Source organism: Pseudenemella bisphenolivorans, assembly GCF_051133435.1.
Taxonomy (GTDB): Bacteria; Actinomycetota; Actinomycetes; order Propionibacteriales; family Propionibacteriaceae; genus JAAYAO01.
The window spans coordinates 88,343-102,371 of record NZ_JBPGNY010000002.1; the positions used below are offsets into that span (position 1 = coordinate 88,343).

General features: G+C 68.8%; 11 protein-coding genes, 1 tRNA gene and 1 other RNA gene. 6 read left to right on the forward strand and 7 right to left on the reverse strand.

Features of this window, described 5'->3' with window-relative positions; translation table 11 throughout:
* Nucleotides 1-26: 26 nt before the first annotated feature.
* Both ACR4XW_RS05285 and ileS read right to left on the reverse strand, forming a co-directional pair.
* Nucleotides 27-695: an alpha/beta fold hydrolase gene (locus ACR4XW_RS05285; RefSeq protein ID WP_434759492.1), complete on the reverse strand. Its 669-nt coding sequence runs from the start codon at nt 693-695 to the stop codon at nt 27-29.
* Nucleotides 692-3,835 (reverse strand): isoleucine--tRNA ligase, encoded by a 3,144-nt coding sequence (gene ileS, locus ACR4XW_RS05290; protein ID WP_434759493.1) that lies wholly within the window; start codon nt 3,833-3,835, stop codon nt 692-694. The genes ACR4XW_RS05285 and ileS overlap by 4 nt, the downstream gene beginning before the upstream one ends.
* Nucleotides 3,836-4,314: 479 nt before the next feature.
* Between ileS and ACR4XW_RS05295 the strand changes: the two genes are divergently transcribed.
* The 3 genes from ACR4XW_RS05295 to recR all read left to right on the forward strand — a co-directional run bounded on the left by ACR4XW_RS05295 (nt 4,315) and on the right by recR (nt 5,665).
* On the forward strand, nt 4,315-4,599 hold the full coding sequence (locus ACR4XW_RS05295) for a DUF4333 domain-containing protein (RefSeq protein ID WP_434759494.1): 285 nt from the start codon (nt 4,315-4,317) through the stop codon (nt 4,597-4,599).
* Between the two features lie 132 nt (nt 4,600-4,731).
* On the forward strand, nt 4,732-5,064 hold the full coding sequence (locus ACR4XW_RS05300; protein ID WP_434759495.1) for a YbaB/EbfC family nucleoid-associated protein: 333 nt from the start codon (nt 4,732-4,734) through the stop codon (nt 5,062-5,064).
* Between the two features lies 1 nt (nt 5,065).
* Nucleotides 5,066-5,665, forward strand: a complete 600-nt coding sequence (gene recR / locus ACR4XW_RS05305) for a recombination mediator RecR (RefSeq protein WP_434759496.1) — start codon at nt 5,066-5,068, stop codon at nt 5,663-5,665.
* A 62-nt stretch (nt 5,666-5,727) separates the two neighbouring features.
* Here the strand turns inward: recR and ACR4XW_RS05310 are convergent, their stop codons facing one another.
* Both ACR4XW_RS05310 and ffs read right to left on the reverse strand, forming a co-directional pair.
* Complete coding sequence (locus ACR4XW_RS05310) at nt 5,728-8,415, reverse strand: DNA polymerase III subunit gamma and tau (RefSeq protein WP_434759497.1); 2,688 nt, start codon at nt 8,413-8,415, stop codon at nt 5,728-5,730.
* A gap of 94 nt (nt 8,416-8,509) precedes the next feature.
* Nucleotides 8,510-8,606: signal recognition particle sRNA small type (ffs, locus tag ACR4XW_RS05315), an RNA gene on the reverse strand.
* Nucleotides 8,607-9,063: 457 nt separating this feature from the next.
* Here ffs and ACR4XW_RS05320 point away from each other — a divergent pair.
* Complete coding sequence (locus tag ACR4XW_RS05320) at nt 9,064-10,128, forward strand: hypothetical protein (protein ID WP_434759498.1); 1,065 nt, start codon at nt 9,064-9,066, stop codon at nt 10,126-10,128.
* Between the two features lie 77 nt (nt 10,129-10,205).
* Nucleotides 10,206-10,290: transfer RNA gene (locus tag ACR4XW_RS05325), tRNA-Ser, on the forward strand.
* A gap of 21 nt (nt 10,291-10,311) precedes the next feature.
* Here ACR4XW_RS05325 and ACR4XW_RS05330 read toward each other — a convergent pair.
* Nucleotides 10,312-11,490 (reverse strand): amidase, encoded by a 1,179-nt coding sequence (locus ACR4XW_RS05330; protein WP_434759499.1) that lies wholly within the window; start codon nt 11,488-11,490, stop codon nt 10,312-10,314.
* Between the two features lie 38 nt (nt 11,491-11,528).
* Between ACR4XW_RS05330 and ACR4XW_RS05335 the strand changes: the two genes are divergently transcribed.
* Complete coding sequence (locus ACR4XW_RS05335) at nt 11,529-12,266, forward strand: cobalt-precorrin-6A reductase (protein ID WP_434759500.1); 738 nt, start codon at nt 11,529-11,531, stop codon at nt 12,264-12,266.
* Nucleotides 12,267-12,270: 4 nt separating this feature from the next.
* Here the strand turns inward: ACR4XW_RS05335 and ACR4XW_RS05340 are convergent, their stop codons facing one another.
* Together ACR4XW_RS05340 and cobA are read right to left on the reverse strand one after the other, a co-directional pair.
* Complete coding sequence (locus tag ACR4XW_RS05340; RefSeq protein ID WP_434759501.1) at nt 12,271-13,236, reverse strand: cobalamin biosynthesis protein; 966 nt, start codon at nt 13,234-13,236, stop codon at nt 12,271-12,273.
* Nucleotides 13,233-14,027 carry a uroporphyrinogen-III C-methyltransferase gene (cobA, locus tag ACR4XW_RS05345; RefSeq protein WP_434759904.1) on the reverse strand — a complete coding sequence of 265 codons (795 nt, stop codon included), beginning with the start codon at nt 14,025-14,027 and terminating at the stop codon, nt 13,233-13,235. The genes ACR4XW_RS05340 and cobA overlap by 4 nt, the downstream gene beginning before the upstream one ends.
* Nucleotides 14,028-14,029: the final 2 nt, after the last annotated feature.

The window sequence follows — 14,029 nt, forward strand, 5'->3', positions numbered from 1 at the left end:
CCTTGAAGGTAGATCCCTGTTGAAGACTACGCCGCGATCAGGAAATCGATCGCCAACCGGTTGAACGCGTCCGGGTTGTCGCTGTGCGGGGTGTGCCCGGCGCCGGGAATCTCGTGCAGTTCCGCGCCGGCGATCCGGTGGGCGATCAGCCGGGCGGCGGGTTTGTTGGCCCGGTCGTCGGCCCCGATCAGCACCCGGGTCGGTACCCGCACCTCGCCGAGACGGCCGCTGATGTCGAGCTTGCCGAACTCCTTGAGCACCGCCAGCAGCTTGTCCTTGTCCAGGGCCTTGTCGGCCAGTTTGCGGCGCGGCACCATCCGCAGCATTGCCCGCTGCGCGACCAGGACGGCCTTCGGCGGCGCCACCTGGGCGGCGCACACGACCAGCTTCGACACCCGGTCGGGGTAGTCCATCGCGGCCTGCAGGGCCACGGTGGCACCCAGGGACACCCCACACAGCCGGGCCCGGGCGGCCCCGATCCGGTCGAGTTCGGTGGCCACGGCCGCCGCGGCCGAGGTCAGATCGAACTGGTCGGCTCGTCCGGGTCGGGTGCCGAGCAGCCACGGCGCCAGCGCCGGATGGCCCGCGGGCAGAGCCAGCACCTGGTCCTGCCAGGCCTGCGGGGTCTCCCCCAGCCCGTGCAGGAAAACCACCGGTTCGGGAGGGGCCTGCTTGCCCGGCGCGTCCTCACTCATGCCGTCACGCGAACCTTCAGCGCCAGGCCCAGGTCGTCGTCGCGGGTCCAGTCGTCGGCGGCGGTTTCGCGCGACATCTCCACCGCGAGCACCTCACCGGCGATCAGTTCGCCGTGTTCGGCGATCGCCTCGGCCAGGTCACCCTCGGCATCCCAGTGCAGCACGATCCGGTCCGAGACCTCGAAGCCGGACGACTTGCGGGCGTCCTGCACCATGCGGATCACCTCGCGGGCCAATCCGGCGCGCACCAGTTCGGGGGTGAGTTCGAGGTCCAGGGCCACGGTTTCGCCCTGCTCGTTGATCACCGACCAGCCCTCGCGGGGCCGCTCGGAGATGATCACGTCGTCCGCACCGATCTCGACGGTCTCGCCGGCGACCTCGACCCGGGCCACACCCTCGGCCTGCAGCGCGGCGTACAGTTCGGCCGCGTCCGCTTCGGCGATCGCAGCGGCCACCGTCGGGGTCTGCTTGGCGAAGCGCTTGCCCAGATTGCGGAAGTTGCCCTTGGCCGAGTAGTCGACCAGGTCACCGGCCGAGGCGAAGGACTCCACCGCCTGGACGTTGAGTTCGTCGGCCACCTCACCGCGCAGCTCCGCACTGAGCACCTCGTACGACGCCGACGGCACCAGCACCCGGCGCAGCGGCTGGCGGGTCTTGACCTTGGCCTCGGCGCGGGCCGAGCGGCCCAGTTCGACCAATCGGCGGGTCAGCGCCATCGCCCGGTCGAGTTCGGGGTCGAGCAGGTCTTCGTCGACCACCGGCCAATCGGCCAGGTGCACCGAGGCCGGGGCGTCGGGCACGGTCGGCACGATCAGGTCCTGCCAGACCCGTTCGGTGATGAACGGCACCATCGGGGCGAGCAGCCGGGTGAGCACCTCGAGGGTGTCATGGAGGGTTTGCAGGGCGGCCGGGTCGCCGTCCCAGAAGTTGCGTCGCGACCGGCGGACGTACCAGTTCGACAGGTTGTCGATGAAGGTCGCGAGCTGGTGACCGGCACGCTGGGTGTCGAAGTTCTCCAGCGCGGCGGTGACGTCGGCAACCAGTTGTTGGGTGGCCGAGCGCAGCCAGCGGTCGAGCAGACGGGGTTCGGCCTCGTCCGCGCGATCGCCGGGGGCCCAGTTGTTGGTGCGGGCGTACAGGGCGTGGAAGGCGACCGTATTCCAGTAGGTCAGCAACACCTTGCGGACGGCTTCCTGGATTGCGGTGTCGCCGACCCGGCGCGCCTGCCAGGGTGATCCGGCGGCGGCCATGAACCAGCGCACCCCGTCGGCACCGTGCTTGTCCATCAGCGGCATCGGTTCGATGATGTTGCCCAGGTGCTTGCTCATCTTCTTGCCGTCCTCGGCCAGGATGTGGCCCAGGCAGAGCACGTTGCGGTAGGAGCTCTGGTCGAACACCGCGGTGCCGACCGCCATCAGCGAGTAGAACCAGCCGCGGGTCTGGTCGGTGGCCTCACAGATGAAATCGGCCGGGTAGGCGTTCTTGAACTGCTCCTCCGAACCCTCGACATAGGGGTAGCCCCACTGCGCAAAGGGCATCGCGCCGGAGTCGAACCAGGCGTCGATCACCTCTTCGACCCGCCGGTAGGTGCCGGGCACGCCCGGCTTGGTGAAGGTCACCTCGTCGATGAACGGACGGTGCGGGTCGAGATCGGACAGGTCACGTCCGGTCAGTTCGGACAGTTCGGCCAGCGAGCCGACGCACACCATGTCGTCGGGGTTCTCGTCATTGCGCCACACCGGCAGCGGGGTGCCCCAGTACCGCGACCGCGACAGTGCCCAGTCGACGTTGTTGCGCAACCAGTCGCCATAGCGACCCCACTTGATGGTTTCGGGGTACCAATTGGTGGCCTCGTTCTCGCGCAGCAGTTCGTCGTGGAAGGAGGTGGTGCGGATGTACCAGGACGGCTGGGCGTAATACATCAGCGGGGTGTGGCAGCGCCAGCAGTGCGGGTAGGGGTGGCTGAAGGAGGCGGTGCGGAACAGCAGGCCGCGCTCCTCCAGGTCGGCCAGGACGATCGGGTCGGCGTCCTTGAAGAACAGCCCCCCGACCAGGTCGAGATCGGCCTCGAAAGTGCCGTCGGGTTCGATCGGGTTCACCATCGCCACCCCGTGGCTGCGGCAGGAACGGAAGTCGTCCTCACCGAAGGCGGGCGCCTGGTGCACCAGCCCGGTGCCCTCACCCAGGGCCACATAGTCCTCGGTGACCACGAAGAACGCGATGCCGGGCTGTTCGACCTGATCGAAGGCGCGCTGGTAGGCCCAGCCGACCATCCGCGAGCCGGGGAACTCGTCCAACTGGGTCCAGCCTTCGCCGAGGAGTTCATCGGCGAGTTCCTTGGCCACGATCACGGGCTTGTCATCGCCAACCTGGGCGACCACGTAGGTGATGTCGGCGCCGGCCGCGACCAGGGCATTCGACAGCAGGGTCCACGGGGTGGTCGTCCAGATCATCAGGTCGGCCCGTCCGCTCCAGTCGCCGCTGGTCAACGGCAGCCGGACGTAGGCGGTGGTGTCGACGGTGTCCTCGTACCCCTGGGCGAGTTCGTGATCGGACAGGGTGGTGCCGCAGCGCGGGCAGTAGGGGGCGACGCGGTGGTCCTCGACCAACCAGCCCTTGTCGAAGATCTGCTTCAGCGCCCACCATTCCGATTCGACATAGGCCGGACGCATCGTCCAGTAGGCCTCGTCGAGGTTCACCCAGTAGCCCATCCGTTCGGTGAGCTCGGCGAAGGCGCCGACGTGACGCTGTACCGATTCGCGGCAACGGTTGTTGAAGTTCTCGACCCCGTAGGCCTCGATGTCCTCCTTGCCGTTGAAGCCGAGTTCCTTCTCGACGGCCAGTTCGACCGGCAGGCCGTGGCAGTCCCAGCCGGCCTTGCGGTCGACCCGGTAGCCCTGCATCGTGCGGAAGCGGGGAAAGACGTCCTTGAACACCCGGGCCTCGATGTGGTGGGTGCCGGGCATGCCGTTGGCGGTGGGCGGGCCCTCGTAGAAGTTCCACCGGGGCCGGTCGGCGTTCTTGGCCAGGGATTCGGCGAAGGTGTCGCCGGATTCCCACAGCTCGAGAATCTGCCGTTCCATCGCGGGCAGGTCGATCTGCGGGGGGACGGCGTTATAGACGCGCGCGGAGGTGCTCATCGCGGGTGTGCTTCCTTCGTTCAACCGAATGCATGGCCGAAGGGACGAGGCCGGGCCCCGCGGTACCACCCTTCTTGGCCGGACGCTGCCGACCCGCTCCTGGATCGTCCGCCGTTGGTTCTAATGAGCCCTCCGCCGGGGCGGGTGACCGTTCTTCCAACAGCTCCGGGGTGATGGCCCCATCGTCGCCGTGCGGACAGTGCACAGTGTAGGCAGCCCGGGCCGAGCACGCCAACGCTCACGCTGACTCGCCCGCATCACGCTCTCCGCTCTCCCTTCCCGCTCCGCCCCCTTTCTCGCACATGCAGCCCGGGAACGGGATTTGGACGCGAAGTCGATAACGAAGCGGCAACCCCGCGGGACCTTGTGGACCGGGCGACGTACGGGCCGATAGGTTGATTCCGAACCGGCTGGTCCGGGAACCCGAACAGCTCCGGGTGCGTCGATTCAGCGTTACCCGCCATTGTTGAGGAGTAAGAATGCGTAAGTTCATCGCCCCCGTCTTTGCGGTGATTGTCGCCCTCGGGCTGGCTGGCTGCCAGGCCAGCGTCTCGGCCAGCGATGTCGAGGAGCAGATCAAGCAGCAGCTCGCGAGCTACCCCGAACTGGCCCCGGACGAGGTGAGCTGCCCCGACAGCCTGCCGGCCGAGGTTGGCGCCGAGATGACCTGCACCGCCACCAAGGACGGCGAAGAGACCAAGTACAAGGTGGTTGTGACCTCCGTCGAGAACAACACCGTCAACTTCAACATCGAACCGGCCTGAGCAAACCCGTCCCACGCCGGTTTCCACAACCCCGCCCGAGTTTCGGTGCGGGGTTGTCGGCTTTGGGAGCATAGGCTGTGGACGTAGTCGATGACGTGCTTCCGGCAGAGTGCCGGGGCTGGAAAGGACGCCATGATCCCCGAGGGCTTCGATATGGGTGGGCTGATGGCCCAGGCCAACGCGATGAAGGCTCAGTTCGAGCAGGCCCAGGCCGAGATCGCCGCGACCGAACTCGAGGGCTCCGCCGGCGGCGGGATGGTCAAGGCCGTGGTGACCGGTGCCGGTGAACTGAAGAGCCTGACGATCTCTCCGGACGTGGTGGATCCCGAGGACACCGAGACCCTGGCCGATCTGGTCGTGGCCGCGGTTCGCGATGCCAACAACCAGGTCACGGCTCTGACCCAGGCCAAGCTCGGCCCGCTCGCCAGCGGACTCGGCGGCCTGGCCGGCGGCCTCGGGATCTGAGGTGTACGAAGGTCCCGTCCAGGATCTGATCGAAGAACTCGGACGGTTACCCGGGATCGGGCCCAAGAGTGCCCAGCGCTTGGCCTTCCATGTGCTGGCGGCCGATCCGGAGGATGTGTACCGGCTGGCCGACACGCTGCGCCGGGTGAAGGAGACCGCCCAGTTCTGCGAGACCTGTTTCAACGTCTCCGAGTCGACCACCTGCCGGATCTGTGCCGATCCGCGCCGGGACGACAGTTCGTTGTGTGTGGTCGAGGAGCCCAAGGACGTGATGGCGATCGAGCGCACCCGCGAGTTCCGGGGCCGCTATCACGTGCTGGGTGGGGCGATCAGCCCGATCGACGGGGTCGGCCCCGGAGATCTGCACATTCGCGAACTCGTGCAGCGGTTGGCCGATGACCGGATCACCGAGGTGATCCTGGCGACCGATCCGAACCTCGAGGGCGAGGCGACCGCGACCTATCTGACCCGATTGATCGCCCCGATGGGGATCAGCGTGTCGAAGCTCGCCAGCGGTCTGCCGGTCGGCGGCGATCTGGAATACGCCGACGAGGTCACCCTGGGCCGGGCCTTCGAGGGACGGCGACTGCAGAGCGCCTGACCGCTCGGGCCGGCAGGTGTCGGTTCGTTGTCCCGTGTGGTGCGTTCGGAAGGCGGACCCACCTAGAAGGTGGGCTTGTTGTCGCCTTCCTCGCCGATGAGTTCGGCACCCAGGTATTCCTTGAGCAGATCGGCCTGCGATTCGGTGGACGAGTCGTCGATCACCACCGCGTCGTCGGCCTCGGACTCGTCGAAGTCGTCCTCGGGCTCACTGGGCTGTGCACCCCGGGCATGCCGGGTGGGGCGGATTCGCTGCCGCGCCTCGGCGACACTGCGCCCCACCGTTGCACGGTCGGCGCTCGGGGTCACCGGCGCCGCGGGCGTTGTGTCGTTCGGCCGGGCATTGTTGTTCGGCCGAGCATTCTTGTTCGACCGAGCATCGTGCATCGGCTCGAAGCGATCATCCGGCGGAGCGGGGTCGTCCCACGGATCGGGCGGTGGATCCTCATGATGTCGCGGGGCGTCGGCCGGGATCCGTGACCGTGGCCCCGCCGAAGGGTCGGGTTGCTCCGGGCCCGACGGCTCCGTGCCGCGCTGCTCGGGTGCGAGTGGCCGATCGGCGCCACGGCCCTGTGGCCCGGAATCCGCCGGACGGCTCTCCTGCGGGGCGGCCTGCGAGCGTTCTTGGGGTGCGCGCTGCCGTGGGGCGGGATCGGGAGATCGCTGCCCACCACGGCCCCTCGGTGCCACAGCCGCGCCATCGACGATCGTGACGATGCGCAGGTTGGCGCCGACCACCTCGACCAGCGCGTCGGCGAGGACGTCCTGTGATCCCCCACTACCGAAGCGATCCCGGGCCCCGGCATTGGCCAACGCCAGGGTCAGTTGCCCATCGACGACCTCGACCACCTGGGCATTCTGGCTGAGCAGGATCCAGGTGAACCGGCGCCGACGTTTCACCTCTTCGAGCACATCGGGCCACAGCCGGCGCATGTCGGCGGTACTCAGCCCACCACCGGCAGCGGGAGCGGATTCGGCCGGCGCAGATGCGGCCGGCACGGTTTCGACCGGTGCACCCTCGACCGGTGCACCCGCGACCGATGCAGCCTCGGCCGGTGGCGCCGGGTCGGCGGGCCGTGGCTCGGGCTGTCGCTCGGTCGGCTGTGATTCGGTCGATGACCGGGCGGCTTCCTGCGACCCCCGATCGTCACCGGGGGTGTCGGCGGGTGCGGAGGGCGAATCGGTAGCAGGCCGCGATCGGTTCGGCGCCGGTTCGGCAGCCCGGTCGGCGTCGGCGCGATCGAGTTCAGTACGACCGGAATCAGTACCACCGGATTCGGCACGGCCGGAGCCGGCCTCTGCCACTGGCTGCTCGACGGGCGTGGCCGGTCGGCCTTCTCCCGCGCCCCCGCTCTGCGGTGTTCCGGCGCTCTGCGCTGCTTCCGCGGGCTGCGATACTCCCTCGCTCCGCTCTGCTTGCGAAGGCGGCGAGGGACGTTGCGGAGCAGGCCGAGCGATGGGTCGGGCGGCTTCTTGTTCATCGGCGGCAACCGGGCCGTCCACCCCGATCCGGCGTTCCAGCCGGTCGATCCGGGCATGCAGACCGCGGCCGCCCAGATCGGCCTCCGGCAACAGAATCCGCGAACACATCAGTTCCAGGTGCAGCCGGGGTGCGGTGGTGCCGCGCATGTCGGTGATGCCCTTGGCGAGCACCTCGGCGGCCCGGGTCAGTTCCCCGGCGCCCAGCGCGGCTCCCTGGCTGACCAGGCGTTCGGCCTGGTCGGCGGCCACGTCCACCAGGCCCGAACTGATCGCGTCGGGTACCTGGGTGGTGATCACCAGATCGCGGAACCGGCGCAGCAGGTCTTCGGCGAAGCGGCGCGGATCCTGGCCGACCTCGATCACCTTGTCGACAGTGGCGAAGACCCCGGCACCGTCCCCGGCGGCGAAGGCGTCGACGATCTCGTCCAGCAGTGAATCTGGGGTGAAGCCGAGCAGGGCCGAGGCCTGGGCGTAGGTGACGCCCTCGTCGGCGGCCCCGCCGAGCAACTGGTCGAGCACCGAGAGGGAATCTCGCACCGATCCGCCGCCGGCGCGCACCACCAACGGCAACACGGTGCGTTCGATGTCCACCCCTTCCGAGGCGCACACCTCGGCCAGATAGTTGCCCAAGGCCTTGGGTGGCACCAGCCGGAAGGGATAGTGATGGGTGCGCGAGCGGATCGTGCCGATCACCTTGTCGGGTTCGGTGGTGGCGAAGATGAACTTCACATGCGGCGGGGGTTCCTCCACCACCTTGAGCATCGCGTTGAAGCCGGCCGTGGTGACCATGTGGGCCTCGTCGACGATGTAGATCTTGTAGCGCGAGTGCACCGGGGCGAAGAAGGCGCGTTCCCGCAGGTCGCGGGCATCGTCCACGCCACCGTGGGAGGCCGCGTCGATTTCGATCACGTCGATGCTGCCGGCACCCCCGCGGGCCAGCGCCCGGCAGGAGTCGCATTCCCCACAGGGCACCGGGGTGGGGCCCTGTTCGCAGTTCAGCGCCCGGGCCAAGATGCGCGCCGAGGTGGTCTTGCCACAGCCGCGCGGCCCGGAGAACAAGTAGGCGTGGTTCACCCGGTTGTTGGTCAGGGCTCGCTGCAGCGGTTCGGTGACGTGGTCCTGCCCGATCACCTCGGCGAAGGTCTCCGGGCGGTAGCGCCGATACAGCGCCAACAGGGCTTCGGGCCGGTCGGCCGGCGGCGGCGCGTCGATGAGTGCGGCCTCACCGGCCATCGCCACAGTGGGATCTTCATCGAACGGTTCACTCACAGGGGCAACCCTAGGCGAGGGCACTGACAGTTTTCACCACTGTCTTCGCTGTTGGTGCTCCGAGCATCGCCGGATGTGAACACCGGCGGAAAAATAAAGGGGCCCCCCGCACACCCGAAAGAGCTCACTTACCCTTGCTGCCTTCCGGCCCTGGGGGAGTTGGGCGAGATAACGCCGCACGGGGGACCTTCCAGCAAGGCTACCCGAAGATCACGCAGGGCCGAAACGGCCCGGGCGTCCCGTGGCCCATCACATTCCAATCGACAGCCTCCGGCAGTCGATGCAGCCGAACCTGCTGCGGAGCTCGTGTTGGGGAGTGCGAGCCTCGAGCGCAAACCCCAACTCACTCCGACCCGGGTACCAAAACCCCCAACTCACCCCCACCAAGACCCCGGTTCCGGCCGAATCCGCAGGGTGAGTTGCCTGTTTTGGTACCCCCGGGCCCGGACTCGCCCGGACCTGGCAACTGTGGGTCGCCTAACCTGCCTCCGGGATACCGGAAAACCGAGTACTTCCTCCGGCGGTCATGGACGGGATGGGGGCGTGTCAGATTCTGCTTACGAATCGTTCACCAATACGCCCCCGGGCATGGTTACGGTGTCCCGCTATGGCCGGGTGGACCGGCTTCAGTGGAAGGAAAAGCAGCAGATGGGTCTCTTCGGAAATCTGTTCTCATCGAAAAACAAGCGTCGCGAGGCCGAGATCGCGGCCCGGATGGCCCAGGAACCGCCCCGCAGGCTGGTCGGCGGGTTCCCGAAGACCTGGTCCGACCAACTGGACCAGATCATTCCCGCGGTGGACCTCGGCGCCCTGTTGGCACTCTACGAAAGCCTGGACACCCGGGGCCGGTACCTGATGCTCGAGGATTTGGGCAAGTACTTCGACATCAACACCCCCACCGGCGCAGCGCTCTACAACGACTGGATGGAGCGCCTGTCACCGAACCACGGCGCAACCCCGCACGCCAAGATGGTCGCGGGCGTGATTCACCAAGCCGTCGGCTGGTTCCGACGCTCCGAACAGACCGCCGACAAGGTCGCGGAAGACCAGTGGGCCGACTTCCGGACGCACCTGCTCACCGGCCTGGACCTGCTCACTGCGGCCGGGCGGGAACTCAACAACACCGACATCGTGCCGTTCCTGCACGCCCAGACCTCGGCCTATGCCACCGGTGAGCCGCTGGAGGTGGCGCAGTTGTGGCAGGCCATCGATCCGTTCAACCGGCTGGGCCTGTTCAAGCTCGGGGCACAACTCGACGAACGGTGGTTCGGCGACAGTCATCACCAGCTCGCTCTGGCCGAGTACATCGCCCAGAACGTCCCCGAGGGACATGACAGCTTGGTCGTGGCAGCCGAACTGGTGATCGAGCGTTGGGAGTTCCTGCTCGCCTTCCACGAGTTGAGCGAAGCGGAATGCGACCAGGCAACCGTTGAGAACGAGTGGGTGCAGGGCTTCCTGAAACTCGCCTACACCAAGATGTTCAAGTCCGGTTATCCGGTCGAAGAACAGTTGGAGGCGAGGCATCTGTCCTTGTTCGCCTGGTGCTTCTACTGGGGCAACCTGGACGAACTTGCCAACGAGGTTTTCCGGGCCCTGCGCGGCCGGGTCTATGCCCCGGCGTGGACCATCCGCGATCCGAACGACGATCCGATCCTGGAGTTCGAGGCGGCCCGCGAGTACCTGATCGACGCGGTCGAACTCGGCCGCAACTGATCGGGGATCCGTCCACCCGTTCCACGGGCGAATCCGCGATTTTTGGGCAGCGCACACCGTCGGCTAAACTGCCCCGTGGAGGATTCGCCTAGCGGCCTATGGCGCTCGCTTGGAAAGCGGGTTGGGCTCACGCCCTCACGAGTTCGAATCTCGTATCCTCCGCGCTGAGAGGTCCTCCCCGTGCTACGGCTGCGGGGAGGACCTCACGCTTTCCAGCCACCCCGCCCAGCCGAGCAGTTCGGCATCGGCCCACCGCGGGGCCACCAGTTGCACCCCGACCGGCAGTTTCTCGGCGAAGGGCCTGATCGGCACGGTGATCGCCGGCACCCGGGCCGCGCTCCACGGTTGACAGTAGGACGCATCTCCGGTCTTGGTCAGCCCCAGCGGCGGCCAACCCAGGGTGGCCGGGCCGATCAGCACATCGACCTGCGCCAGCGTTGCGTCCACGATCGGTCGCAGGTCCTCCAGTTCCCGCACCGCGGCGATGTACTCCGTCACCGACAGGGCCCGACCGCGTCCGATCAGTTCAACATTGTTGGGCCGGGCGTGGTCGGCGTCCCCGGCCAACGAGCGGGCACCCTCGTAGGCGTTGATCACCCCGTGCAGTTCCCGCAACCGATCCAGATCAACCGCCACCTCGGTCAGCTCACCACCCGCTGCGGTGATCGCCTCCTCCACCAGCCGCAGTGCTTCGAGGGTTTCGGCCTCGCAGCGTTGCAGGGTCGCTGCGCCGAGGACGCCGACCTGCGGCGGTTCAGCCGGAATGCTGAGCGGGGGCAGGCCCGCCACCACCTCGGCCACCCGCGCCACCGTGGTGACATCGCGGGCGATCACCCCGACGGTGTCGAAGCTCGCAGCCAGTTGCATCACCCCCGCGGTCGAGACCACACCGAAGGTCGGCTTGTACCCGACCACGCCGCAGTAGGCGGCCGGACGAATCGTCGAGCCCCCGGTCTGGGTGGCCAGGGCGAAGTCGACCATCCCGGCCGCAACCGCCGCGGCGGATCCGGACGAGGAGCCGCCCGGGGTGCGTTCGAGGTCGAGCGGGTTGCGGGTGTTCGGGGCGTCGCGGTAGGCGAACTCGGCGGTGGTGGTCTTGCCGATCAGGGTGGCTCCGGCTCGGCGCAGCGCGGTGACCACCGCGGCATCGCGTCCGGTCTGTCGTCCTCGATAATGCACCGAACCCAGTGCGGTGGGGGCGTCGGCGGTTTCGATCACGTCCTTGATGCCGGCGGTGAGCCCGGCCAGCGGCCCGTCGGTGGGGCGCGGCGGGTCGGTGTAGAGGTGGGCGAAGGCACCGATGTCGGCCTCGCGGGCCATTGACGCCCGGTGGGCATCTTCCGGATCGAAGCTGTCGTTCATGGCGCCAGTCAACCATTCGTCGTCCTAAGCTCGGCGTCATGCAGGTGTTGATTCTGGGGGGCACCGCCGAGGCCCGTTCGCTGGCGGCGGTGTTGGACGAGCGAGGCGTGCCGGTGATCTCGTCGATGGCCGGACGGGTGTCGCGGCCCCGGATGCCGGCCGGAGAGGTTCGGATCGGTGGATTCGGTGGGGTGACCGGGCTGGCCGAATACGTGGCCGACGAGCGGATCACGCATGTGGTCGATGCGACGCACCCGTTCGCGACCACGATGACCGCCAACGCGGTCGCCGCCGCCGAGATCGCCGAGGTGCCCTTCGTGCGCTATGCCCGGCCCGGGTGGAGTACGCATCCTCTGGCCGACACGTGGACCTGGGTGCCCTCCTACCCCGCGGCCCGGGAGGCCGCCGACACCTTGGGGACGCGCCCGTTCCTGACCACCGGACGCCAGACCCTGCCGCATTTCCGGGACCCCTGGGCCGACCGGTCGGTGCTGGTGCGGGTGGTCGAACCACTGACCGACCCGGCCCCCGAATCCTGGACGGTGGTGCACGACCGCGGGCCCTATGAACGCGACGGGGAGACCGCGCTGTTGCGCAAACACGGCATCGATGTGTTGCTGACCAAGGATTCCGGCGGCAGCTACACCGCCGCCAAACTCGATGCTGCGGCCGAATTGGGGGTGGCCGTGGTGGTGGTCTCCCGTCCGTCACTGCCCACCGGCGCCACGGAGGTGGACAGCCTGGCCGGGGTGCTCACCCACCTCGGTGCCGACTGAGCGATCAGCGCCCCGGCCGAACCAGGTGCCACACCGTGCGCGTCGCCACGGCGACGGCCAGGGTTGCCCAGGACAGTCGCGCGCTGAGCCGCACCGCCGCGGGCACATCGTCGATGCGCACCGGTCGACCATCACCGAGTGTGCCCCGGTCTTCGCTCGTTCCGGCGTAGACATTGCTGCCGCCGAGCCGCACCTCGAGGGTTTCGGCGAAGGCGGCCTCGATCGGGCCGGCATTGGGGCTCGGATGGGCCGGGGCGTCGCGGCGCACCACCCGCAACACCTCACGGGGACGTCCAGACAGGGCGGCGGTGAGCACGGTGGCGACCCGGGCCGGCACCAGGTTCGCCAGATCATCCAGCCGGGCGGCGGCCCAACCGAAGCGCCGCCACCTGGACGTGCGGTGCCCGACCATCGCGTCCAGGGTGTTCACCGCCCGGTAGCCGAGCAGACCGGGAAGCCCGGCGACCGCACCCCACAGCAGGGGGGCGGTGACCGCGTCGGAGGTGTTCTCGGCGACCGATTCGACACAGGCCCGGCCGAGTTCGTCCGCCTTCAGGGACGAGGGGTCGCGACCCACCAGCGAACGCACCCGCTGCCGGGCACCGGGCAGATCATCGACGGCCACCAGGTCGTGCACCGCGGTGGCCTCCCGGGTCAAGCTGCGCCCGCCGAGCACCGCCCACGTCCCGGCGGCGACCCCGAGGATGGTGGCGGCCGGGCCGAGCCGCCGCAGCGTCCGGTCGGCGCCGTGGGCAGCCAGCACCGTGCCGCCCACGAGCAGTGCGGTGTACCCCACTCCGGCGATGCGGTTGTCGCGGTACAGGGGCTGTTGCAGGGCGGTCGCGAGGTGGCCGAAGCCGGCCACCGGGTGGTGGCGTTGCGGATCGCCGAGAACCCCGTCGGCGACGAAGCCCGCCACCAACCCCAGGGTCACCGGATCGGTCGCTGCCCGGCGCAGACGTCGCCTCATGACGTCGCCGGCTGAGGGTGCGAGGGTTCGGCTGCCGATGACGTGTCCGCTGTCTCCAGCGCGGTCACCACGTGGCCGATCACGGTCACCGCGGGGGCGGCGATCCCGGCCTCGGCGGCCAGGGTGTCGATGGTGGCCACGGTGCCGGTGACGCTGCGTTGGCTGGGCATGCTGGCATCGGCGATGCAGGCGGCCGGGGTGTCGGCCGGCAGACCCTCGGCGATCAGCCGAGCGGTGATCCGGCCCAGCGCGGCGACCCCCATCAGCACCACGATGGTGAGCCCCGACGTGGCCAGGGCCGACCAGTTGAGGTGGTCGCGCTCGTCCTCGGGCCCGGCGTGCCCGGAGACCACCGCGAACCCCTGCACCAGGTGCCGGTGGGTGACCGGGATGCCGGCCAGGGCCGCTGCGGCCACCGAGGAGGTGACCCCGGGAACCACCCGCACCGGTACCCCGGCCCGGCGGCAGGCAATCCATTCCTCACCGCCGCGGCCGAAGACGAAACTGTCGCCACCTTTGAAGCGGACGACCTGTTTGCCGGCTCGGGCGTGCTGCACCAGTAGGGCGTTGATCACCTCTTGGGGGGTGTATTCGCCGCGCGGGATTTTGCCGACGTGGATCACCTGGGCATCGGGTCGGGCCTCGCGCAGCACCCCGAGCGGGGCCAGCCGGTCGCAGATCAGGACGTCGGCGGTGCGGATCGCGGCCAGTCCGGCCAGGGTGAGCAGTCCTTCGTCACCGGGCCCGCCGCCGACCAGGGTGACGGTGCCCGGCTCGCCCGGATCGGTCACCG